The following is a 20,832-nucleotide window of genomic DNA, read 5'->3' as shown; positions in this document are numbered from 1 at the left end:
GGGCGCCCCCTTCCGCGTTCCTCCAGGCGGCCCAGGCGGGCGGGCTGCGGGCGGCACGCCGGTCCACCCTGGGAACCATGGTCGATCTCGTGAAACAGCACCTCCGCACGGGGCACACCTGGATCGCCAGCTTCGCCTCGCTCGTCGCCTTGGCCTTCTCCGGCTACAACTTCGCCCAGCTGCAGGAGGATCCGCGCCCTGTGGTCACCCTGCCACTGACGCTCAAACTGTGGCGGGACGGGGAGAAGACCTCCGTCTTCCTCCAGCCCGCCGTCTACACCCGGTTCAGCACCGAGGACGCGGAGATCATCACCGATGTACGGCTGGCGCTCCGCGCCACGCACGGCGGCCCGGAGCCGAAGTTCTTCTGGGAGGACAACGTCAGGTTCACGGCCTCCCACGACCCCAAGTCCTACGACGACATCACCATCTGGTGGGAGTTCGAGTCGGATCCCGCACCCTTCATCGTCAGCCAGACCCAGCCCCAGCGACCCGCCCTGCAGTTCAGCACGCTCGGCTGGCAGCTCACACCCGGGCGCTACGACGGAACACTGACCCTCCGGCGGGCGAGCACCCACGCGCCGATCGAGCGCTCGTTCTGCCTCCTGCTCAACGCGGAGGCGATCAAGAGGGTGTCGCGCGGCAACCGCTACTACGACTTCCGCACGGACGTCCCCGGCAGGAGCCAGGGCGGCTGCTACCAGCTCTACCTCGGCTGAGGGCCCCGGCCCCCGCGCGGTGCGGGGGCCGGGGCCCTGTCGGGGCGGCGGGCGGTCAGACCTTGACCGGGGTCTCTTCCGCCGGCTGGGGCGGGACCACCGTCAGGCGGGCCCGCTTCTTCGCGCGGCGGCGTTCCTTGCGGAGCTCGACCATCGTGTAGAGGGTCGGCACCAGCAGCAGGGTCAGCAGCGTCGAGCTGACCAGGCCACCGATCACCACGACCGCGAGCGGCTGCGAGATGAAGCCGCCCTCGCCGGTGACGCCCAGCGCCATCGGGAGCAGGGCGAAGATCGTCGCCAGGGCCGTCATCAGGATCGGCCGCAGACGGTGGCGGCCTCCCTCGATGACCGCCTCGACGACGCCCAGTCCCTGGGCCCGGTACTGGTTGACCAGGTCGATCAGGACGATCGCGTTGGTCACCACGATGCCGATCAGCATCAGCATGCCGATCATCGCCGGGACACCCATCGGGGTGCCGGTGGCGATCAGCAGGCCCAGCGCGCCGGTGGCGGCGAAGGGGATGGAGACCAGCAGGATCAACGGCTGGACCAGTGAGCGGAAGGTCGCCACCAGCAGCATGAACACGATGGCGATGGCGGCGAACATGGCCAGGCCGAGCGAACCGAAGGCCTTGTCCTGGTCCTGGGAGACGCCGCCGATGGCGGCGGTGGCGCCGGCCGGCAGGTCCAGGGCCTTGATCTTGGTCTGGAGTGCGGCGCTGACCGCGCCGGTGTTGTCGCCGACCGGCTTGGCGGTGATGGTGGCGGCGCGGGCGCCGTCGATCCGGGTCATGGCGACCGGGCCGGGGACGACCTTGACGTCGGCGATGTCACCGAGCTTGGCCGGGCCGACCGGCAGGGCCTGGAGTTCGGCCAGGGTGGTGGCCCGGTGGGCGGAGCGGACCACGATGTCCCGCTCGGTGTCGTCCAGTACGGCCTTGGCCACCGGGTTGCCCCGGACGGCCTGGGCGACGACGGCGCCCAGCGCGGCCTGGTTCAGGCCGGCCTCGGCGGTCTTGGGGGTGGCGGTGACGGCGATGCGGGGCACCGACTGGGCCAGGTCGCTCTGGACGTCGGTGACGTCCTTCAGGGTGGCCACCTCGGCGCGGACCTGCTCGGCGGCCTTGGCCAGGACGCCCGCGTCACCGGCCTTGACGACCACGCTCAGGTTCTGGCTGCCGAAGCCGCCGCCCGCCGAGATGGAGGTGTCGCCGATGCCGTCCAGCTTCCCCAGGGCGTCCTGGATCCGCCCCTTGACGGCCTCGGAGTCGCCGGAGTCCTTCAGGGTGACCTGGTAGGAGGCCTGGTTGGTGCCCGTACCGCCGCCGAAGGCCGCGAGGAAGCCGGAGGAGCCGACGGTGACCTGGTAGTCCTTGACCCCGTCCACGGAGCCGAGGGCCTTCTCCACCTTGCGGGCGGCCTCGTCGGAGGCGGCCAGCGAGGTGCCGGGGGCGAGTTCCTGCTTGACCGTCAGGACGTCCTGCTCGCCCTGGTCGAAGAAGTTGGTCTTCAGCAGCGGGGTCATGGCGAAGGTGGCGACCAGGACGACGACCGCGATGGTCACGCTGGTCAGGCGGCGCCGGGTGGCGAAGCCCAGGACCTTGACGTAGAAGCGCTGGAGGCGGCTCTTCGCCTCCTTCTCCTCGGCCTCGCGGCGGGCCTTCGCGGCGCTCTCGGCGTCCGCCGACGAGACGCCCTTGGGGGCGCGCAGGAACCAGTACGACAGCACCGGGACGACCGTCAACGACACCAGCAGCGAGGCCAGCAGCGAGGCGGTCACCGTGAGCGAGAAGGAACCGAACAGCTCGCCGATCATGCCGCCGACCAGGCCGATCGGCAGGAAGACGGCGACGGTGGTGAGCGTGGACGAGGTCACCGCGCCCGCCACCTCGCGCACCGCGGTGATGATCGCGGCCTCGCGCTCCTCGCCGTAGCCGAGGTGGCGCTTGATGTTCTCCAGGACCACGATCGAGTCGTCGACGACGCGGCCGATGGCGATGGTGAGCGCGCCCAGCGTCAGCATGTTGAGCGACAGGTCGCGGGTCCACAGCACGATCAGGGCGAGGACCACGGACAGCGGGATGGAGACCGCGGTGACCAGGGTCGAGCGGATCGACGCCAGGAAGACCAGGATCACGATGACCGCGAAGGCCAGACCCAGGAGCCCCTCGGTGGTCAGGCCGGAGATGGACCGGGCGACCGCCGGGCCCTGGTCGCTGACGACGGTCAGCGCGGCGCCGGAACCGAGGGTGGAACGCAGCTCCGGGAGCTTGTCCTTGACGGCGTCGGAGATGGCGACGGCGCTGCCGTCCTTGTCCATGGTGAGGACGAGGGCGAGGCTGGGCTTGCCGTTGGTGCGGGTGATCGAGTCGCCCGCGGCGGGCTCCTGCTCGACCGCGGCCACGTCGGCGAGGCGGACGGCCGGCTTGCCGGGGCCCGGGGTCAGCCGGAGGTCCTCCAGCTGGGCGAGGGAGGTGTATCCGGAGCCGACGCGGACGGTGCGGTTCTTGCCGCCCTCGTCGAAGGAGCCGGCGGGGACGGTGGCGCCGCCGGCCTTGAGGCCTTCGGCGAGCTTCGTCCCGTCGAGGCCGGCCGCGGCGAGCTTCGCCTCGTCGGGCGTGACGGTGACCTGGAGGTCACGGACGCCGTCCACGCTGACCTGGCCGACGCCGTCGATGTCCTCCAGGACCGGGACGACGGACTTGTTCAGCTGGTCGGCGAGGGCCTGCTGGTCCTTGTCCGAGGTGACGGCGAGGACGACGGTGGGGATGTCGTCGGTGGAGCCGGCGACCACCTGCGGGTCCACCTCGGCGGGCAGCCGGACGCGGGCCCGGTTGACGGCCTGCTGGACGTCGGCGACGAGCTGCTTGGTGCCGCTGTCGCCGTAGTCGAAGGTGGCCCGGATGAGGGCGTTGCCCTCGCTGGCGGTGGAGGTGATGCCGGTGATGCCGTCGACGCCCTTGAGGGTGGCCTCGATGGGCTCGATGACCTGCTTCTCCACCACGTCGGGCGAGGCGCCCTGGTACGGCGCGAGCACGGAGACCATCGGCAGTTCGATGGAGGGCAGCAACTGCTGCTTGAGCTGCGGGATGGCTATGACGCCGAAGAGCAGCGCGACGATCGACACGAGGCCGATCAGCGCTCTCTGGGCAAGGCTGAAGCGGGACAGCCAGGACATGGGTGTGGGATCTCTCTGCCGGACGCGGGTGGGGGCGTCCCAGCCTCGCCCACGCCGGAGCGCCGTTGCGTCGCCCCCAGGTCCCGTCCTTATGCGCGGCATACCGCGTCCGCAGTACTCCGCGGTGGTCCGCCGTACTGCGGACCCCGTCCGCTCAGTCGGAGCGCGGGCGGACCAGGCCCGATTCGTACGCGATGACCACCAATTGCGCCCTGTCGCGGGCGCCGAGCTTCGCCATGGCCCGGTTGACGTGGGTCTTGACCGTGAGCGGGCTGACCTCCAGCCGCCCGGCGATGCCGTCGTTGGAGAGGCCGGCCGCGACGAGGACGAGGACCTCGCGCTCGCGGACGGTCAGCGCGGCGAGCCGTTCGGCGTGGACGGAGCCGGTGGCGGGGACCTCGGCGTGGCCGCCCTGGGCGAGGAAGCTGGCGATGAGGCCCTTGGTCGCCGCCGGCGAGAGCAGTGCCTCGCCGGCCGCCGCGACGCGGATGGCGTTCAGCAGCTCGTCGGGTTCGGCGCCCTTGCCGAGGAAGCCGGAGGCCCCGGCACGCAGCGCCTGGACCACGTACTCGTCCACCTCGAAGGTGGTCAGCATGACGACGCGGACCCCGGAGAGCTCCGGGTCGGCGCTGATCAGGCGGGTGGCGGCGAGTCCGTCGGTGCCGGGCATCCGGATGTCCATGAGGACGACGTCGGCCCGCCGCTCGCGCGCGAGGGCGTAGGCCTGTGCCCCGTCGGCGGCCTCACCGACGACCTCCATGTCGGCTTCGGAGTCGACCAGCACCTTGAACGCGCTGCGCAGCAGCGCTTGGTCGTCGGCGAGCAGCACCCTGATGGGCGTGGTGGCGCTCTGCGTCTGGGTCCCCGTCTCGGCCATGCCCCGAGGGTACGCGGGCGGGTGCGCGGGCTCAGCCGAGGGAGAGGGTCACCAGGGCGGTGGTCGCCGCCACTTCGCACAGGGCGCCGAAGACGTCCCCGGTGACCCCGCCGAAGCGGCGGACGCAGCGGCGCAGCAGGAGGTCGGCGGCGAGCAGGCCCGCTGCGACGGCCGCGGCGTACTGGACGGCGGCGGGCAGCCCCTGCGGGAGCGCGGCCAGCGCGGCGGCGGCCGTGACGAGGGCGGCGACCGCGGCGGCGGCGCCCTGCGGGACCACGCCGGCGACGGCCGCGCCCAGGCCCTCGGGCCGGGCGGCGGGGACGCCTGCGCGGGAGGCCAGGGTCATGGCGAGCCGGGCGGTGACGGCGGCGAGCACGGCGGCGGGTGCGCCGTGGGCCCAGCCGTCGGCGTAGAGGTCGGCCAGCGCGGCGACCTGCACCAGGAACACGATGAGCAGGGAGATGACGCCGAAGGGGCCGATGTCGGACTGCTTCATGATCCGCAGGGCGTCCTCGGCGGGCTTGGCGCTGCCCAGGCCGTCCGCCGTGTCGGCGAGGCCGTCGAGGTGCAGCCCGCGGGTCAGGGCGGCCGGGACGGCTACGGTGACGGCCGCGGCGAGCAGCGGGCCGCCCCCGAGGAGGAGCAGCAGGCTGCCGGGCACGGCGGCGAGCAGGCCTACGACGAGGCCGGCCAGCGGCGCGCACTCCATGCCGGTGCGGGCGGCGGGCCGGTCCCAGCGGGTGATCCGCGCGGGCAGCACGGTCAGCGTGCCGAACGCGAAGCGGAGCCCGTCCGGGAAGGAGGCGCGCTCGGAGGGCGGCGCCGGTGGTGGATCATCGAACGAATCTGTCATCGGCGCGAACGCTACCCCTTCGGAACCCCTTCGGAGTCGGCGGTAAATTGCTCAATACGCGCCAAAAGGGAAGCAGGTGTCGTGGGTCACTGGTGGTACCGGAACATCGTCGAGCCGGGCAAGCTGCCGCTCCTGCTCGCCCTGCTGTCCTTCGTGCTGTCGTTCCTGGTCACCCGGGTGATCACGCGGCTGATCCGGGCCGGCCGGGGGCCCTTCAAGAACATCACCCCGGGCGGGCTGCACGTCCACCACGTGGTCCCGGGGGTGGTCCTCGTGATCATCGGCGGATTCGGGGCGGTCGGCAGCGGCCAGCACAGTTTCGGCGCGGGCCTGTCGGCCGTGCTCTTCGGACTCGGGGCCGGGCTGGTACTGGACGAGTTCGCGCTGATCCTGCACCTCGACGACGTCTACTGGAGCGAGCAGGGCCGCAAGAGCGTGGAGGTCGTGGTGCTGACGGCGGCGGTGGTCGCGCTGGTGCTGGGCGGCTTCCTGCCCTTCGGGGTCAACGAACTGACCCCCGACGAGCGGCACAGCCGGGGTCTCGTGGTCATGAACACCGCCATGAACTTCTTCCTGGCCCTGGTCGCCCTGTGGAAGGGCAAGCCCCGCACGGCGGTGTTCGGGACGGTGATCCCCTTCGTGGCACTGATCGGCGCGGTGCGCCTGGCCCGGCCCGGGTCCCCGTACGCGAAGAGGTTCTACGCGAACCGCCCGCGCGCGCGGGCCAAGGCGGGACTGCGGGCCTTTCACCACGACCGGCGCTGGGCCCGGCCGCGCCGCAGGTTCGAGGAGTTCATCGGCGGCACCCCGGACTGACGGCGAGGGACCCGCCCCGTACGGAAGGGCCCGCCCCGTACGGAGGGCCCGCCCCCGTGCAGTGCGGGTGCGGGCCCCGTGGCCGTCGGTGTCCCGCGCGCCGGGTGACCTGGGTGCGGCGGGCGGCGGGTGCGTCAGCCCGGGATCAGGCCGTCGTCGCCGAGCATCTCCCTGACCTCGTCCAGCGAGGCGTCGGGCGCGGGCAGGATCAGCTCGGACGGCTCCAGCGCGTCATCGGGGAGCGGCGTTCCCAGCCGGCGGACGGCGTCGAGCAGCGACCCCAGCGTGCGCCGGAAGCCCTCCTCGTCGCCCGCTTCCATCTCCGCGAGCAGCTCGTCGTCCAGCGCGTTGAGCTCGGCGAAGTGGCTGTCGGCCAGCCTCGCCTGCCCCTCCCCCATGATGCGGACAATCATGACGGGCCCCTGTCCTACTGCTTGTCGAACCGGTGCTGGGTCTGCGACGGCTGGCCCGTGCCGGGGGCGCCGCCCTCGATGGCCTGCTGCTGCGCCGACGGGCCGCCCGTCAGCTCGGCCTTCATCCGCTGGAGCTCCAGCTCCACGTCCGTGCCGCCGGAGAGGCGGTCCAGCTCGGCCTGGATGTCGTCCTTGGAACCGAGACCGCTCTGGTCGTCGAGGGCGCCGGAGGCCAGCAGCTCGTCGATCGCACCGGCGCGGGCCTGGAGCTGGGCGGTCTTGTCCTCGGCCCGCTGGATGGCCAGGCCGACGTCGCTCATCTCCTCCGAGATGCCGGAGAAGGACTCCGCGATGCGGGTCTGCGCCTGCGCGGCCGTGTAGGTGGCCTTGATGGTCTCCTTCTTCGTCCGGAAGGCGTCCACCTTGGCCTGCAGGCGCTGCGCGGCGAGCGTCAGCTTCTCCTCCTCGCCCTGCAGGGTCTGGTGCTGCACCTCCAGGTCGCTGACCTGCTGCTGGAGCGAGGCGCGGCGGGACAGGGCCTCGCGCGCCAGGTCCTCGCGGCCCAGGGCGAGGGCCTTGCGGCCCTGGTCCTCCAGCTTGGCGGACTGGCCCTGGAGCTGGTTGAGCTGCAGCTCCAGGCGCTTGCGGGAGGTCGCCACGTCGGCGACCCCGCGGCGCACCTTCTGCAGCAGCTCCAGCTGCTTCTGGTACGAGTAGTCGAGGGTCTCGCGCGGGTCCTCGGCCCGGTCAAGGGCCTTGTTCGCCTTCGCGCGGAAGATCATCCCCATACGCTTCATGACACCGCTCATGGGCTTCGCGCGCCCCCTTCTAGACGGACTGTGCTCCAGGTCACCGACAGGACCCACAGTACGGGCCCTGTCTCCATTACCGCACTGTTCGAGTACGGATGCGCTCCTCCTCCAGGACGAGTACCCCGGCGCCGTGTCAGGCGTAAGGAGTAGGTGATCCCCGAGACCGGCGGAACCCCCGCACTGGGAAGACGCCCGCCGTTGCCGGATCGTTCCCCGCGGAGGTGGGGCCCGTGGCCCCGACCACGTACGCTTGGGTTTTGTGTTTGGTAGCCGCTCCTCCAAGGAAGAGAAGGCCGCCGCCGCCGACAAGGCGAGCGCCGACCTCTCGCAGCCCCGTGACCCGCAGGCCCCGAAGGGCCGCCCGACGCCGAAGCGTGCTGTGGCCCAGTCGCAGCGCAAGGCCGTCGTGGCCTCGACCGGCAACCGCAAGGAGGACGCCAAGCGAGCCCGTGAACGCCGCCGGGAAGAGATGGCCAAGCAGCGCGAGGCGCTGGCCAACGGCGACGAGCGGTACCTGCCCGCCCGTGACAAGGGTCCCGTCCGCCGCTTCGTCCGCGACTTCGTGGACTCCCGCTTCTCGGTCGCCGAGATGTTCCTGCCGCTGGCAGTGATCATCCTGGTGATGAGCATGATCCGGGTGAACCAGATCCAGAACATCTCGCTGATGCTGTGGCTCGGCGTGATCGTCCTGATCATCCTCGACTCCATCGGCCTCGCGTTCCGCCTCCGCAAGGCGCTGAACGAGCGCTTCGCGAACGAGCCGCGCCGCGGCGCGATCGCGTACGGCCTGATGCGCACCCTCCAGATGCGCCGGCTGCGCCTGCCCAAGCCGCAGGTCAAGCGCGGGGAACGGCCCTGAGCGAGGACTTCGCACAGGGGGCCCGGCTCTGGCTCGAAGGGCTGGGCGGACTGCGCAACGCGGTCCGGCAGGAACTGGTGGGCCGGCAGGTCGAGGAACAGATCACGCACCGCTTCCCGGTCGGGCAGCGGCTGCGCGTCCTCGACGTCGGCATGGGCCAGGGCACACAGGCCCTGCGCCTCGCCCGCGCCGGCCACAAGGTCACCGGCCTGGAGCAGGACCCCGACATGCTGGCGGTCGCGCACGCGGCGCTGGCCGCCGAGCCGGCCGGGATCCGTGACCGCGTCCAGCTGTTAGAGGGCGACGGCCGCGAGACGGGCGCCCACTTCGTGCCGGGCAGCTTCGACGTGGTGCTGTGCCACGGGGTGCTGATGTACGTCCCCGAGGCCGACGCGATGCTCGCCGGGCTGGCCCGCATGCTGGCTCCGGGCGGCCTGCTGTCCCTGCTGGTGCGCAACGGTGACGCCCTCGCGCTGCGGCCGGGGCTGGCCGGGGACTGGTCCGGGGCGCTCGCGGCCTTCGACACCGTCGACTACACGAACCGGCTCGGTCTGGACGTGCGCGCCGACCGGCTGGCCGATCTGACGGCCACCCTGTCCGGCATCGGCGCGCCGCTCTCCACCTGGTACGGCGTACGGGTCTTCACCGACGGCACCGAGGCCGGCGCGGAACTCCCGCCGGACGAGGAACTCGAAGAGCTGCTCGCCGCCGAGGAACGTGCCGGACGGACCGACCCCTACCGGTCGGTGGCGGCGCTCCTGCACCTGTGCGGGGTCCGGGGCTAGGGGGTGTCTGACGGATGTCCGTGGGGAAGGAGCGGCGTCCGGTGCGTGCTCTCGGCGTGCCGACCGGAAGCCCGCGTACTGGACGTACTTGGGCTTTCGGTCGGTGCGGCGAGAGTGCGTGCCGGGCGTCGCGACGCCGCGGAGATCCGTCAGACACCCCCTAGACCCCGTCCGCGCCCCGCACCCGCCTCGAACGCCGGGCGGGCCCGGGACGGCCCCCTGGCCGTCCCGGGCCCGCCCGGCGGCTCACGCCTCGGCGGCCGCGCTGAGGCTCATCCTGTAGATCTCCGTGTCGTCCTCGAAGAGGGTGACCCGGTCCGCGCCCCCGTCGAGGAGCTCCTTCCAGACCTCGCCGATCCAGGATTCGGCGTCCCCCTGGGTGGTGAACTCCTCCGGTTCCACCGCCGGGGTCGTCTCGGCGCCGTCGGCCTTCTCGAACCGCCATGTCCACACCATGTCCGCCTCCGTTGCTCGCACGCGATCTCACACTTCTCGGCATGAGTGTGCCCGCAGAGTAACCGGACGCGCACCAGTACCGGCGACGCGGGAGGATCTCTGTGTGGAACTCACCTTGCTCGGCACCGGAACCCCCGAAGGACTGCCCCGCCCCGGCTGTCCCTGCGCCGCCTGCGCGGTCTCCGTGGGCACGCTCGCCCGCGCCGCGACCGCCGTCCTCGTGGACGGCGCGCTGCTGCTGGACCTGACGCCCGGGGCGGTGCTGGCCGGGGCCCGCGCGGGGCATTCGCTGGCCGGCGTACGGCAGGTGCTGCTGACGCACCCGCACGACGGGCCGCCCGTCGAGCTGCCGCCCGGACTGCCCGCCGCGGGCCGGGTGCCGGACGGGCGGGAGCTCGCGGTGATCAGCGGGCACCGGGTGCGGGCGGTGCCGATGGATTCGCCGGGCACCGGGTACGAGGTCACCGGCCCGGACGGGAGCCGGCTGCTGTACCTGCCACCGGGCGGGGCGCCGGCCGGCACCAACGGGACGACGGCGCGGCGCGCGTACGACGTGGTCTTCGCGGACGTGCTCGGCCGCCCCGAGGCCCTGGCCCGGCTGCGCGCGAGCGGTGCCGTCGGCCCGGCCACCGACGTGATCGCCGTGCACGTGGACCACGACACCCCGCCGGGCCGGGAACTGGAACGCCGGTGCGCGGCCGCCGGTGCCCGCGCGGTGCCCGACGGCACCACGGTGGTGGCGGGCGACTACCACGCGGTGCCGGACGTACCGCGCCGCACCCTGGTGCTGGGCGGTGCCCGCTCGGGCAAGTCCTTCGAGGCGGAGCGACGGCTGGAGTCCTTCCCGGAGGTGGTCTACGTCGCCACCGGCGGCACCCGCGACGGTGACGCGGAGTGGGCCCAGCGCGTCGGCCTGCACCGCGAGCGGCGTCCGGCCGGCTGGCGGACGGTGGAGACCTGCGAGCTGGCGCCGCTGCTGGAGCGGGCCGGCCCCCCTCTGCTGATCGACTGCCTCGCGCTGTGGCTCACCGACGCAATGGACCGGGCCGGCGCCTGGGACGACTCGGTATGGGCGGCGGGCGGCCAGAAGGAACTGCGCGAACGGATGGCCGGCCTGGTGGCGGCGGTCCGCGCGACGCGCCGCCGGGTGGTGCTCGTCAGCAACGAGGTGGGCGCCGGCGTGGTCCCCGCGACGGCGGCGGGACGGCGGTTCCGCGACGAACTGGGCCGCCTCAACAACGCGGTGGCGGGCGAGTGCGAGCACGTCCTGCTGGTGGTGGCGGGGCAGCCGCTCGCCCTCAAGGAGCAGCCCCGGTGACGGCCCGCCAGGGGATCGGCGGGAGCGCCCCTGAGGGAGGGCCTGACCGGCTGTAGTCTCTGGCAGATGACCACGCTGAATCTCGACGACTTCTCCGATCTGATCGAACGCCCCGACGGGGGCGTCCGGCGTGACGCCGAGGATCGCCGTGAGCGGCTGGCCGTGCCGCCCGGCGCGCTGGGACGGCTCGACGACCTCGCCGAATGGCTGGCCGCCGCACAGGGGCGGGTCCCGGTGAAGCCGATCGACCGGCCGCGCGTCGTGCTGTTCGCCGCCGACCACGGGATCGCCGCCCAGGGTGTCTCGGCACGGGCCGCGGGCAGCACCCACGAGCTGGTCCGTTCCGTCCTGGAGGGGACCAGCCCGGTCTCCATCCTGGCCGGGCGGCTCGGCGCGGGCGTGCGCGTCGTGGACGCCGGACTGGACTGCGACCCCGGGCTGCTGCCCGAGGACGTGACCCGGCACCGCGTACGGCGCGGCAGCGGCCGGATCGACGTGGAGGACGCGCTGACGGCGCAGGAGGCCGAGGCCGCACTGCGCCTGGGCATCCGGATCGCCGACGAGGAGGCCGACTCCGGTACGGACCTGGTCGTCCTCGGCGACATCGGCGTGGGCGGCACCACCGTGGCGGCCGTGCTGGTCGCCGCGCTCTGCGGAACGGACGCGTCCGTGGTCACCGGCCGCGGCGGGGTGCCGATCGACGACCTGGCCTGGATGCGCAAGTGCGCCGCCGTCAGGGACTCGCTGCGCCGGGCCCGCCCGGTCCTCGGCGACCAGATGGCACTGCTGGCGGCGGTCGGCGGCGCGGACGTCGCCGCGATCACCGGCTTCCTCCTCCAGTGCGCGGTACGCCGTACGCCGGTCATCCTCGACGGGGTCGTCTCGGCGGCCTGCGGACTGGTGGCCCAGCGGGCCGCCTTCCGCTCCCCGGACTGGTGGCTGGCCGGACAGACCAGCGGGGAACCGGGCCAGGCCAAGGCCCTGGACCGGATGGCACTCAACCCCGTGCTCGACCACGGCGTCACAGTGGGAGAAGGAACCGGGGCCTTGCTGGCACTCCCCCTGGTCCAGGCGGCCGCCGCACTCGCGGCGGAACTTCCGGAGCGGGCGGCTGTGGAACAGCCGACGGACTGAGACACCGGGCACTACGGGCCTGACCAGTCCGCAGTGCTCGCACTGCCTGTGGACGGTGACGCCCCATATCATCGCTTTTCATGGGAGAGGTCCGCTTGACCAGCGCAGACACCGACCGGAGCCTCGATCAGGCCTCCGGCAAGGGTTCCAACAACAAGAAGGAGTCCGGCGGCGAGCCCGCCGCGAAGGCCGAGAGCCGCAGAGGAAGCGCCTCGTCGAGGCGCAGCGCCGCCTTCGCGGTCTGGTACCTGCGGGCCGTCACCTTCGTGAACTTCCTCAGCGCGGTGTGGCTTTCGCTCGGGCAGGACCTGCGCAGGCACAACACCGCCGACTTCTACACCCCGTACCTGCTGACGGCCGGGTTCGCGTCCGGCCTGTTCTCGATGCTGCTCGCGGTGACCATGGGCCGCCGCAAGCGGGCCGCGTGGATCCTGAACCTGGTGGTCAGCGGCATGCTGCTGCTGGCCTTCGCGGTCGCCGCGTTCGCCCCGTGCACGAGCGGCGAGTTCAACCTGTGCTACCCGGAGTTCCGCGACCACGCGCAGAACTGGGTCTCGCTCGCCCTGACGGCCGCCTTCGTCGGCGCGCTGCTGGTGGGCCGCCACGAGTTCTACGCCAAGGGCGACCGCTCGAACCCGAAGCTGGCCACCGCCGTCGCCGCCGTCGGCCTGCTGCTGACCTCGCTGGTCGCCGCCCTGCTGGTGGGCGCCACCAACACGGACCCGGACAGCGCCGACGCGACGTTCCTGGCCCGCTGGCGGTACGGCGTGATGCGGCTGATCACGCTCGCGCCCGACGACAAGGCGTACAACGCGATCACCACCCCCGCCTGGGTGGACGTCTTCATCAACGTGATGTCGATGCTGCTGCTGCTCGCCGTGCTATTCGCGGCCTTCCGCTCGCGCCGCGCCGTCGACCCGCTCACCCCCGAGGACGAGGAGCGGCTGCGGGCGCTGCTCGCCAAGCAGGGCGACCGCGACTCGCTCGGCTACTTCGCGCTGCGCCGCGAGAAGTCCGTGATCTGGTCCCCCACCGGCAAGGCCGCCGTCACCTACCGCGTCGTCGGCGGGGTCTCGCTGGCCTCCGGCGACCCCATCGGCGACCCCGAGGCCTGGCCGGGCGCGATCGAGCCGTGGCTGGCCGAGGCCCGCGAGCACGGCTGGGTACCGGCCGTGATGGGCGCCAGCGAGGAGGCCGGACAGATCTACGCCCGGCACGGACTGGACGCCCTGGAGCTCGGCGACGAGGCCATCGTGGAAACCGACGAGTTCACTCTGGAGGGCCGCGCGATGCGGACCGTCCGGCAGGCCTTCAACCGGGTCAAGCGGGCCGGGTACACGGTCCGCATCCGCCGCCACGCCGACATCCCGGCCGAGGAGATGGACGTCCTCCTCAAGAGGGCCGACGACTGGCGCGACGGCGCGACCGAGCGCGGCTTCTCCATGGCCCTGGGCCGCCTCGGCGACCCCGACGACGGCCAGTGCGTGATGCTGGAGTGCACCGACGGCAACGGCGACCTGCGGGCCGTGCTGTCCTTCGTGCCGTGGGGCCCCAAGGGCCTGTCGCTCGACCTGATGCGCCGTGACCGGGACTCCGAGAACGGCCTGATGGAGTTCATGGTCATCGAACTCCTGGAACGCTCCAAGGAGATCGGCGTCACACAGGTCTCACTGAACTTCGCGATGTTCCGCTCCGTCTTCGAGCGGGGGTCCAAGCTCGGCGCCGGACCGGTGCTGCGCATGTGGCGCTCCCTGCTGAGCTTCTTCTCCCGTTGGTGGCAGATCGAGTCCCTCTACCGGGCCAACGCCAAATACCGGCCGATCTGGGAGCCGCGGTTCATGCTCTTCGAGAAGAGTTCCGACCTGCTGCGCATCGGTGTCGCGGCGGGCCGGGCCGAGGGCTTCCTGGAGGCACCCGGCCTGCCGAAGTGGCTGCACCGCAGACATCTGGAGACGATTCGTTGACGTCGTGGTCGACGGCCCCACTACGGCGGTTCGCCCGCCGGGAGTGGGGCCCCATGTTCTGGACCATCCGGGACGCGCTCGTCCGCGACAAGTGGCGCGCGATCCCGATGACCATCGGCGCCGTCTGCCTGACCTCCTTCTTCCAGGTCGTGCAGAACACGTCGTGGGGCTTCCAGCCCGTCCAGGACCTGGGGTCCGTCAAGGCCGTCGACCCCCTGTGGCTCGCCGTGCTGCGCACGCCGCTGTCACTGTTCGTGCCCGCCCTCGACCTGCCGGTGTGGGGGGCCCTCGCCCAGATCCTGCTGGTGTTCGGGATCTCGGAGATCTGCATCGGCTGGTGGCGCACCCTGCTGATCGGCTACATCGCCACCCTCGCCGGGACCACCTACGCCCGGATCGGGCTCTCCCTGGGCCCCGACCACCCCTTCGGCCTGCCGCTGTCCGACCGGATCGTCAACGACACCGGCCCGTCCGCGGCCGTGGTGGGCCTCGCGATCTACGTCTGCTGGCGCTACCGGGCGTACTTCACCGGGTCGCTGGTGATCCTCGTGATGATCGGCGAGGTGCTGTTCAAGGACAACCTGGCGGGCAAGGAACACCTGGCGGCCATCGCCGCCGTGATGGCCGTGTGCACGGTCCGCGCGAAGTGGGGACCCGCCCGCTCCCGCGCCGCGGTCGTCCGCAGGCCTCCGCCCGTCCCTTAGCGGCACCCTGCCCTCCGGCCGGCAGGCCGTACCGTATCGGGGTGACGACAGACCTCGGGCCCTTCGCCCCCACCCGGCTGTGGATGCGGGCGCACCCGCTCGCCACCGACGCCGTGCTCGCGTTCGGGGCGTTCGTCTCCATGGTCGTCGGGTCCTTCGCCGATCCGCACGGACCGCACGGGCCCACCTTCGGGACCCGCACCCCCGAACCGTTCTCCCTGCTGCTGATGCTGATCGGCTCGGCGGCACTGGTGCTGCGCCGCCGCAGGCCGTGGACCGTACTGGCCGTCGCCTGCGGGGTCTCGCTGCTGGAGCTGAGCACCGGGGAGCCGAGGGCGCCCGTCGCGATGTCCGCGGTGATCGCCCTGTACACGGTGGCCTCCCGTACCGACCGGCCGACCACCTGGCGGATCGGGCTCGTGACGATGGCCGTGCTGACCGGCGTGGCGATGCTCGCCGGGCCGCTGCCCTGGTACGCGCAGGAGAACATCGGCATCTTCGCCTGGACCGGGATGGCCGCGGCCGCCGGGGACGCGGTGCGCAGCCGCAGGGCGTTCATCGACGCCATACGGGAACGGGCGGAGCGGGCCGAGCGGACCCGCGAGGAGGAGGCCCGGCGGCGGGTCGCCGAGGAGCGGCTGCGCATCGCCCGGGACCTGCACGACGTGGTGGCCCACCACATCGCCCTGGTCAACGTGCAGGCGGGGGTGGCCGCGCACGTCATGGACAAGCGGCCCGACCAGGCGAAGGAGGCCCTGGCCCACGTACGGGACGCGAGCCGCTCCGCCCTGAACGAGCTGCGCGCCACGGTGGGGCTGCTGCGGCAGTCGGGCGATCCGGAGGCGCCGACGGAACCGGCTCCGGGGCTGGCCCTGCTGGACGAACTGCTGGACACCTTCCGGCACTCCGGACTTCCGGTACGCGTGCTCATGCAGGTGGGGGCGGACGCCGAACCGCTGTCGGCCGCCGTGGACCTGGCGGCGTACCGGGTGATCCAGGAAGCGCTGACCAATGTCCGCAAGCACGCCGGCCCGGGAGCGAAGGCCGAGGTCAGCGTGGTGCGGGTGGGCGCCTCGGTGGAGGTGACCGTGCTGGACGACGGCGGGGACTCGGCCGACTCCGCCCCCGCGCCGACGGACCCGGGCGGCGGGCACGGCCTGCTCGGCATGCGGGAGCGGGCGGGCGCCCTGGGCGGCTCCTGCTTCACCGGCCCCCGCTACGGGGGCGGTTACCGGGTGCACGCGATCCTGCCGGTGGCCTGACCCGGCGCTAACAGGACTTCCTCCAGGGGCCCAGTTCGAGCTTCTTCTGCAGCGAGCTGAGCTTCAACTCCCGCGAGCGCGGACAGAACTCGTCCGTGGACAGTTCGTACTCCACGTGGAAGACGGCCTTGCCCGCCCGGATGAACGGGGTCAGCTCGTCGCACTCCCGGTACTGGGCGCACTGCTCGTTGACCGCGAAGTCGTAGTCGCCGAGCAGCTGCGGGATCTGGTCGAGGTCGTTCTTGAGGCCGACGGCCAGGCCCCGGTCGTGGGCGAGCTTCGCGATCATCCGGTTGAACTTCAGCTGGTCACCGGCGGTCACCGGGAAGCCGGAGTCGTTGTTGTAGGCGTCCATGTTGTCCGGTTCGACGGCGTCGAAGCCCTTGTCGCGGCACATGTCGAAGCGCTTGGCCATCAGCCGCTCGACGTCGGCCAGGCGCCGGACGTCGATCCACCGCTCGCCCTTCCAGCCGTTGCCCTCGCCGAGCATGTCCTTCGGGAAGTCCCCGGAGTCGGGGCGGAAGTCCTCCCAGGCGCCGGTGGAGATGTAGCAGATGGTGCGGCGGCCGGCCTTCTTCAGGCCGGCCACCTCCTCCTTGGAGGTGAGGAACCCGTCGATGTCGTACACGGGCACGTCCACGGAGGCGTCGAGCCCGCCGCTGAGCTGCCACTGCCAGGCCGTCCCGGGCAGCGGCTGCCAGCGGCCCCCCGGCGCCGGGGAGGGGACCGGGCTGGCGGCCGTGGACGGGGTGGGTCCCGGTTCGGGGGTCTCCTCGTCGTCGGGTTCGGAGGAGCAGCCGGTGAGCACGAGCAGGGCGCCGGCGGCGATGACCGCGAGCCCGGTGGTGAAACGCTTCATCCGGCTGCCTCCAGGGCGTTCGGGAGGGTCCCCCAGGGATGCGCGCCGGTGCCGGGGACCGCGCAGTGCACCCCGGCCCGGCGCACCGCCGCGAGCTCCGCGGCGGGCGCGCCCGGCGGGACCGCGTACACGAGGTGGCAGAACGTCCGGGCCGGGTGGCCGGCGGTCCAGGCGGGCGGCTCGGCCGCCGCGTCGCGGTAGGCGTCCCAGGGTCCCTCGAAGGTGACGAGCAGGTCGGCGAGTTCGACGTACCCGGGGTGCGGGTGGACGCCGTGGTTCAGGACGAGCGTACGGGCCCCCGCGGCACGGGCCGCGACGGCGAGCCGTCCGTAGTGGGGCAGCAGCCCGGGATCGGCGGCGGCCTGGTCGAGGAAGGCCCCGTCGGTGGCGTACCAGTCGCGGTGGCGCAGCAGGTCCTGGACCACCTCCGCGTGCGGGCGGCGCCCGTAGTCCGTGTCGACGTACCCGAGGACGGGCACGCCGGCGTCCCGCAGCCGGGCGCAGACGTCGGCGAACCGTTCGTCGGGGGCCCGGCCCGGACCGCTGTCGGGGTTGAGCACCACGGAGTGGAGCCGGCCCGCGGAGCGGATGAGCAGCTCCCAGTCCTCGGGCCGGTCGGCGGGGTGCTCGTAGAGCGGCACCAGCAGCATGGGGTCCTTCTCCTCGTACGCGGACACGTGATCGGAGCTCACCGGTGGGCCGTGGCCCTGCCGAGGAGCAGGCACACCAGGACGGCCAGGGCCGCCGCGGCGCCGCCCGCCACGACGAGCTGCACCAGCCGGGGCTGCCCCGCCCCGGCGAGCAGGGCCAGGCTCTGGGCGACGGCGGCGCAGGCGCAGACCACGGCCGCGGGCCGGACGGCGCCGAAGGACTGCAGGAGCAGTCCGGTCCACATCACGGCGCCCAGGAGCAGCAGGGTCGCGACGCGGATCCAGGTCAGGCCGGGGGCGTGCGGCCACAGCAGGGTTCCCGTGACGCCGAGGGCGAGCAGCACCGCCAGGTAGACGGCCAGGCAGCCGGTCAGGGTGGAGAGCATCCTGCGCCGGAACGCCCGGGGCGAGCGGGCGGCCCGCAGCCCGGCGAGGCTGCCGCTGCGGAAGCGGTGCAGCAGCCACTCGGCGGGGCCCATGCTGAGGGTGAGGGCCACCGCGGAGGGCGCGGCGACCGCCTCGGCGGGGCCGCCGGAGAGCACCTCCCCCAGCGCGGCGTACAGCACGAGCAGGCCGGTGCCGAGGCCGAAGACCCCGTAGGGCACCGAGTCCCCGATCCGGGGGCCGCGCCGGGCGTGGTCCTCCTCGGCGCCGCGCAGCATCCGCCAGCGCACCGGGCCCCGTTCGCCGGGCCGGCTCCGGAGCCGGCCGCGGATCCGGCGCACGGCGGCCCGTACGCCCCGTTCGACCGGGAGTTCGCGCAGGGCGAGCGTGCAGGCGGCCAGCAGGGACACGGCGAGCAGGGCCACCCGGAGCGGCACGGGCAGGTCCGTGAAGAGGGAGAGCACCGCCCCCGCGGCCATCGGGCCGAGCGCGGCGAGCAGCGCCCGCTCGCGGCCGAGCACCAGCAGGACGGTGGCGGCCCCGACGTACAGGGCCTGGCCGGCGGCGAAGCCGTACGAGAACGGCGGGCCGCCGGGGACGGCGAGCGCGGCGGCGGTGCCCAGCAGCGCCCCGGCCGGGGCTCCGGCGAGCAGGGTCCGCCGGGCGGCGGCCCGGTCGCCGAGGCCGAGCCAGGAGTAGGCGCGGTGGGACAGGGTCTGGTCCCAGACCCAGCCGATGAGGGCCCCGGCGAGCAGGGTCAGGGTGCCGGCGGGCAGTCCGAGCCGGTCCGGGGGGCCTTCGAGGAGGGGGGCGCCCAGGACGTAGGCGAGACCGGGCAGGACGAAGATCACCCCGCGGAGCAGGCAGGCGGTGAGGGAGACCTTCCAGGGGTCGGTGACCTCGTCCGGTTCCGGGAAGGAGCGCGGGACGCGGGCGTAGAGCTCCTCGGCGAGGGCGAAGGAGTCGTGGCGGCCGTAGGTCAGGCGGATGTACTCGTCGTTCATGCCGTCGGATTCGAGGACGGCGGCGATCTCGTCGGGGTGCACGGCGGCGGCGATGAACGCGCCGAGGCGGTCGGCGAGTTCGTCCATGGGATCGGCGGCGGCCACCGCCCCCGGACCGGTGCGCCGGGGCCGGGGGACGGCGGGGAGGGTGTCGGTGCGGCCGGCCCCCGCGCCGGGGCCGCCGCTCCCGCGGCCCGCGGCGGCGGCGTGGCCGACGTGGACCCAGCCGCCCTCCGGTCCGGGGGGCCTGAGCCAGAGCGATCCGCTCACCACAGGCTCCCGTCCGCGGCGAGTTCGCGGTACCAGGGGTCCGCGAGCCGCTGGGTCCAGTCGTCGCCCGCACGGACGGGCAGGACGGGCTGCCCGGCGAGTTCCCGGTAGATGTGCCGGAAGCCGTCGACGGACTGGTGGAGGGTGAACTTCTCGACGACCCGTTTGCGGGACGACCGGCCGAGCTCGGCCCGGCGCTCGTCGTCGCGCAGCAGGGCCAGGGTGGCGCGGGCCATGGTCTCGGGTTCGCGGGGCGGGACGACGAGCCCGGTGTCCCCGACGGCCTCGCGGACGCCCCCGACGTCCGTGGAGACGGTGGTGCGCCCGCAGGACATGGCCTCGATGATGCTGAAGGGGAAGCCCTCGCTGATGGAGGAGAGCATCACGACGCTGCCCGCCGCGTACGCCTTGGCGACCTCGGCGATGCGCCCCTCGTAGCTGATCCCGTCGCCGACGCCGAGTTCGGCGGCGAGCTTCTCCAGGCGCAGCCGGTACTCCTCGCAGCCCGCCGGGACCGGCCCGAAGAGGCGCAGGCGCAGGGCGGGCAGCTCCCGGCGCATGAACGCGTAGGCGCGGATGAGGGTTTCGAGGTCCTTGATCGGGTCGATGCGGCCGCACCAGCTGAGGGTGGGGACCTCGGGTTCGGGCCCGGCCTCGGGGAAGGCGTGCGGATCGACCCCGTTGTAGACGGTGCGGATCCGCTCGGCGTCGGCGCCCCCGCGCTCCTCCCAGCGGCGGTTGTACTGGTTGACGGGGGTGATCAGGTCGGCCTGCCGGTACCCCTCGGAGTTCAGCTCCCGGTAGAAGCCCAGCATCAGGGCCTTGACGGGCCAGCGCTGGGCGGCGGTGCGGTAGCCGAGGTAGCGCTCGCGCAGGTAGATGCCGTGCTCGGTGAGGAGGAACGGCACCTGGTCGAGGCGTTTGGCGGCGAGGGCCGGGAGGGTCGCGAGGCCGCTGCTCACGGCGTGGGCGACGCTGTCGGGCGGGATCCGCACGGACAGCGGGCGCAGGGCGTGTTCCAGCAGGTCGGTGGCGGTGAGCGCGTCGTGGACGGTGGGTTCGGCCCGGGCGGTGACCAGGCCGGGCCGGGTCCAGACGTCCATCAGGAGGCGGAGCACCGACTCGGAGCGCAGGGCCGGGGTGAGGCGGCCGGCCCGGGCGAGGCGGGCGAACTCGCCGAGGGCCTCGGAGAAACCGCCGTGCGCGGGGTCGATCAGCGAGAGCAGGAAGGTCTCGTAGAGGGCGGCGAAACGGCGGTGGGCCTTGCCCCGCAGCGCGGACCGGCGGGTCCGGGAGGGCGGCGGGCCCCAGAGCGGGAAGGAGGTGTGCCGGTAGACGTTGCGCGGCAGTTCCCAGGTGACCGGCTCACGTCCGGAGCCGGTCAGGGCTATGACGTTGAAGTCGACCTCCGGCATGCCGCGGACGAGCTGGTCGCACCAGGTGCTGACGCCCCCGTGGACGTGTGGATAGGTGCCTTCGGTGAGCATGGTGACATGACGCCCATGGCTCATGCGG

General features: G+C 73.1%; 19 protein-coding genes. 9 read left to right on the top strand and 10 right to left on the bottom strand.

All coding sequences use genetic code 11. The annotated features are described in order from the left end of the window. The first annotated feature begins 77 nt into the window (after positions 1-77). Positions 78-719 carry a hypothetical protein gene (locus OG295_RS24770; protein ID WP_371678866.1) on the top strand — a complete coding sequence of 214 codons (642 nt, stop codon included), beginning with the start codon at positions 78-80 and terminating at the stop codon, positions 717-719. A gap of 55 nt (positions 720-774) precedes the next feature. Here OG295_RS24770 and OG295_RS24765 read toward each other — a convergent pair whose 3' ends face one another. From OG295_RS24765 to cobS, 3 genes are all read right to left on the bottom strand, one after another. Next, positions 775-3,897, bottom strand: a complete 3,123-nt coding sequence (locus OG295_RS24765) for an efflux RND transporter permease subunit (RefSeq protein WP_371678865.1) — start codon at positions 3,895-3,897, stop codon at positions 775-777. A 154-nt stretch (positions 3,898-4,051) separates the two neighbouring features. Beyond that, complete coding sequence (locus tag OG295_RS24760) at positions 4,052-4,774, bottom strand: response regulator (RefSeq protein ID WP_371678864.1); 723 nt, start codon at positions 4,772-4,774, stop codon at positions 4,052-4,054. 31 nt (positions 4,775-4,805) lie between these two features. Next, positions 4,806-5,627, bottom strand: a complete 822-nt coding sequence (gene cobS, locus OG295_RS24755) for an adenosylcobinamide-GDP ribazoletransferase (protein WP_371678863.1) — start codon at positions 5,625-5,627, stop codon at positions 4,806-4,808. Between the two features lie 81 nt (positions 5,628-5,708). Here cobS and OG295_RS24750 point away from each other — a divergent pair, with 81 nt between their 5' ends. After that, positions 5,709-6,443 (top strand): hypothetical protein, encoded by a 735-nt coding sequence (locus tag OG295_RS24750; protein WP_371678862.1) that lies wholly within the window; start codon positions 5,709-5,711, stop codon positions 6,441-6,443. Between the two features lie 134 nt (positions 6,444-6,577). Here the strand turns inward: OG295_RS24750 and OG295_RS24745 are convergent, their stop codons facing one another. Both OG295_RS24745 and OG295_RS24740 read right to left on the bottom strand, forming a co-directional pair. Then, entirely contained in the window at positions 6,578-6,856 is a 279-nt protein-coding gene (locus tag OG295_RS24745) for a hypothetical protein (protein ID WP_266838643.1), read from the bottom strand. Between the two features lie 14 nt (positions 6,857-6,870). Beyond that, on the bottom strand, positions 6,871-7,665 hold the full coding sequence (locus OG295_RS24740) for a PspA/IM30 family protein (protein ID WP_371678861.1): 795 nt from the start codon (positions 7,663-7,665) through the stop codon (positions 6,871-6,873). Between the two features lie 253 nt (positions 7,666-7,918). On the opposite strand from OG295_RS24740, the gene OG295_RS24735 reads away from it, so the two are divergent. Together OG295_RS24735 and OG295_RS24730 are read left to right on the top strand one after the other, a co-directional pair. Further along, positions 7,919-8,527, top strand: coding sequence for a DUF3043 domain-containing protein (locus OG295_RS24735; protein ID WP_371678860.1), 609 nt, complete (start codon positions 7,919-7,921; stop codon positions 8,525-8,527). A 77-nt stretch (positions 8,528-8,604) separates the two neighbouring features. Further along, positions 8,605-9,312 carry a class I SAM-dependent methyltransferase gene (locus tag OG295_RS24730; RefSeq protein WP_371678859.1) on the top strand — a complete coding sequence of 236 codons (708 nt, stop codon included), beginning with the start codon at positions 8,605-8,607 and terminating at the stop codon, positions 9,310-9,312. A gap of 246 nt (positions 9,313-9,558) precedes the next feature. Here the strand turns inward: OG295_RS24730 and OG295_RS24725 are convergent, their stop codons facing one another. Beyond that, on the bottom strand, positions 9,559-9,768 hold the full coding sequence (locus OG295_RS24725; protein WP_371678858.1) for a hypothetical protein: 210 nt from the start codon (positions 9,766-9,768) through the stop codon (positions 9,559-9,561). A gap of 103 nt (positions 9,769-9,871) precedes the next feature. On the opposite strand from OG295_RS24725, the gene OG295_RS24720 reads away from it, so the two are divergent. From OG295_RS24720 to OG295_RS24700, 5 genes are all read left to right on the top strand, one after another. Next, a complete protein-coding gene (locus OG295_RS24720; RefSeq protein WP_371678857.1) occupies positions 9,872-11,086 on the top strand; it encodes a bifunctional adenosylcobinamide kinase/adenosylcobinamide-phosphate guanylyltransferase in 1,215 nt (404 codons plus the stop codon). Between the two features lie 66 nt (positions 11,087-11,152). Next, positions 11,153-12,220, top strand: a complete 1,068-nt coding sequence (gene cobT, locus OG295_RS24715; protein ID WP_371678856.1) for a nicotinate-nucleotide--dimethylbenzimidazole phosphoribosyltransferase — start codon at positions 11,153-11,155, stop codon at positions 12,218-12,220. Positions 12,221-12,300: 80 nt separating this feature from the next. Then, positions 12,301-14,184, top strand: coding sequence for a phosphatidylglycerol lysyltransferase domain-containing protein (locus OG295_RS24710; RefSeq protein WP_371678855.1), 1,884 nt, complete (start codon positions 12,301-12,303; stop codon positions 14,182-14,184). A gap of 53 nt (positions 14,185-14,237) precedes the next feature. Continuing rightward, on the top strand, positions 14,238-14,888 hold the full coding sequence (locus OG295_RS24705) for a hypothetical protein (RefSeq protein ID WP_371678854.1): 651 nt from the start codon (positions 14,238-14,240) through the stop codon (positions 14,886-14,888). An 83-nt stretch (positions 14,889-14,971) separates the two neighbouring features. Then, positions 14,972-16,150, top strand: a complete 1,179-nt coding sequence (locus OG295_RS24700; RefSeq protein ID WP_371681294.1) for a sensor histidine kinase — start codon at positions 14,972-14,974, stop codon at positions 16,148-16,150. 7 nt (positions 16,151-16,157) lie between these two features. On the opposite strand, the gene OG295_RS24695 is transcribed toward OG295_RS24700, so the two are convergent. Genes OG295_RS24695 through pelF form a run of 4 tightly spaced genes read right to left on the bottom strand, consistent with a single transcriptional unit; the run spans position 16,158 to position 20,828 of the window. Then, entirely contained in the window at positions 16,158-17,009 is an 852-nt protein-coding gene (locus tag OG295_RS24695) for an endo alpha-1,4 polygalactosaminidase (RefSeq protein ID WP_371678853.1), read from the bottom strand. Beyond that, complete coding sequence (locus tag OG295_RS24690) at positions 17,006-17,659, bottom strand: spherulation-specific family 4 protein (RefSeq protein ID WP_371681293.1); 654 nt, start codon at positions 17,657-17,659, stop codon at positions 17,006-17,008. Before OG295_RS24690 ends, OG295_RS24695 begins: the two co-directional genes overlap by 4 nt. A gap of 38 nt (positions 17,660-17,697) precedes the next feature. Next, positions 17,698-19,317: a hypothetical protein gene (locus OG295_RS24685; protein WP_371678852.1), complete on the bottom strand. Its 1,620-nt coding sequence runs from the start codon at positions 19,315-19,317 to the stop codon at positions 17,698-17,700. Beyond that, positions 19,314-20,828: a GT4 family glycosyltransferase PelF gene (gene pelF, locus OG295_RS24680; protein ID WP_371678851.1), complete on the bottom strand. Its 1,515-nt coding sequence runs from the start codon at positions 20,826-20,828 to the stop codon at positions 19,314-19,316. Before pelF ends, OG295_RS24685 begins: the two co-directional genes overlap by 4 nt. Positions 20,829-20,832: the final 4 nt, after the last annotated feature.

The organism is Streptomyces sp. NBC_01276 (genome assembly GCF_041435355.1).
In the GTDB taxonomy this organism is placed as follows: domain Bacteria; phylum Actinomycetota; class Actinomycetes; order Streptomycetales; family Streptomycetaceae; genus Streptomyces.
This window is presented reverse-complemented; position numbering and strand designations above follow the sequence as displayed.

What these genes read in the sequence shown, in the direction of transcription:
- cobT (WP_371678856.1), top strand. Translation starts at nt 11,153, where the DNA reads ATGACCACGCTGAATCTCGACGACTTCTCCGATCTGATCGAACGCCCC.
- pelF (WP_371678851.1), bottom strand. Translation starts at nt 20,828, where the DNA reads ATGAGCCATGGGCGTCATGTCACCATGCTCACCGAAGGCACCTATCCA.
- OG295_RS24700 (WP_371681294.1), top strand. Translation starts at nt 14,972, where the DNA reads ATGCGGGCGCACCCGCTCGCCACCGACGCCGTGCTCGCGTTCGGGGCG.
- OG295_RS24710 (WP_371678855.1), top strand. Translation starts at nt 12,301, where the DNA reads ATGGGAGAGGTCCGCTTGACCAGCGCAGACACCGACCGGAGCCTCGAT.
- OG295_RS24740 (WP_371678861.1), bottom strand. Translation starts at nt 7,665, where the DNA reads ATGAGCGGTGTCATGAAGCGTATGGGGATGATCTTCCGCGCGAAGGCG.
- OG295_RS24745 (WP_266838643.1), bottom strand. Translation starts at nt 6,856, where the DNA reads ATGATTGTCCGCATCATGGGGGAGGGGCAGGCGAGGCTGGCCGACAGC.
- OG295_RS24705 (WP_371678854.1), top strand. Translation starts at nt 14,238, where the DNA reads ATGTTCTGGACCATCCGGGACGCGCTCGTCCGCGACAAGTGGCGCGCG.
- OG295_RS24765 (WP_371678865.1), bottom strand. Translation starts at nt 3,897, where the DNA reads ATGTCCTGGCTGTCCCGCTTCAGCCTTGCCCAGAGAGCGCTGATCGGC.
- cobS (WP_371678863.1), bottom strand. Translation starts at nt 5,627, where the DNA reads ATGACAGATTCGTTCGATGATCCACCACCGGCGCCGCCCTCCGAGCGC.
- OG295_RS24695 (WP_371678853.1), bottom strand. Translation starts at nt 17,009, where the DNA reads ATGAAGCGTTTCACCACCGGGCTCGCGGTCATCGCCGCCGGCGCCCTG.
- OG295_RS24760 (WP_371678864.1), bottom strand. Translation starts at nt 4,774, where the DNA reads ATGGCCGAGACGGGGACCCAGACGCAGAGCGCCACCACGCCCATCAGG.
- OG295_RS24690 (WP_371681293.1), bottom strand. Translation starts at nt 17,659, where the DNA reads ATGCTGCTGGTGCCGCTCTACGAGCACCCCGCCGACCGGCCCGAGGAC.
- OG295_RS24725 (WP_371678858.1), bottom strand. Translation starts at nt 9,768, where the DNA reads ATGGTGTGGACATGGCGGTTCGAGAAGGCCGACGGCGCCGAGACGACC.
- OG295_RS24770 (WP_371678866.1), top strand. Translation starts at nt 78, where the DNA reads ATGGTCGATCTCGTGAAACAGCACCTCCGCACGGGGCACACCTGGATC.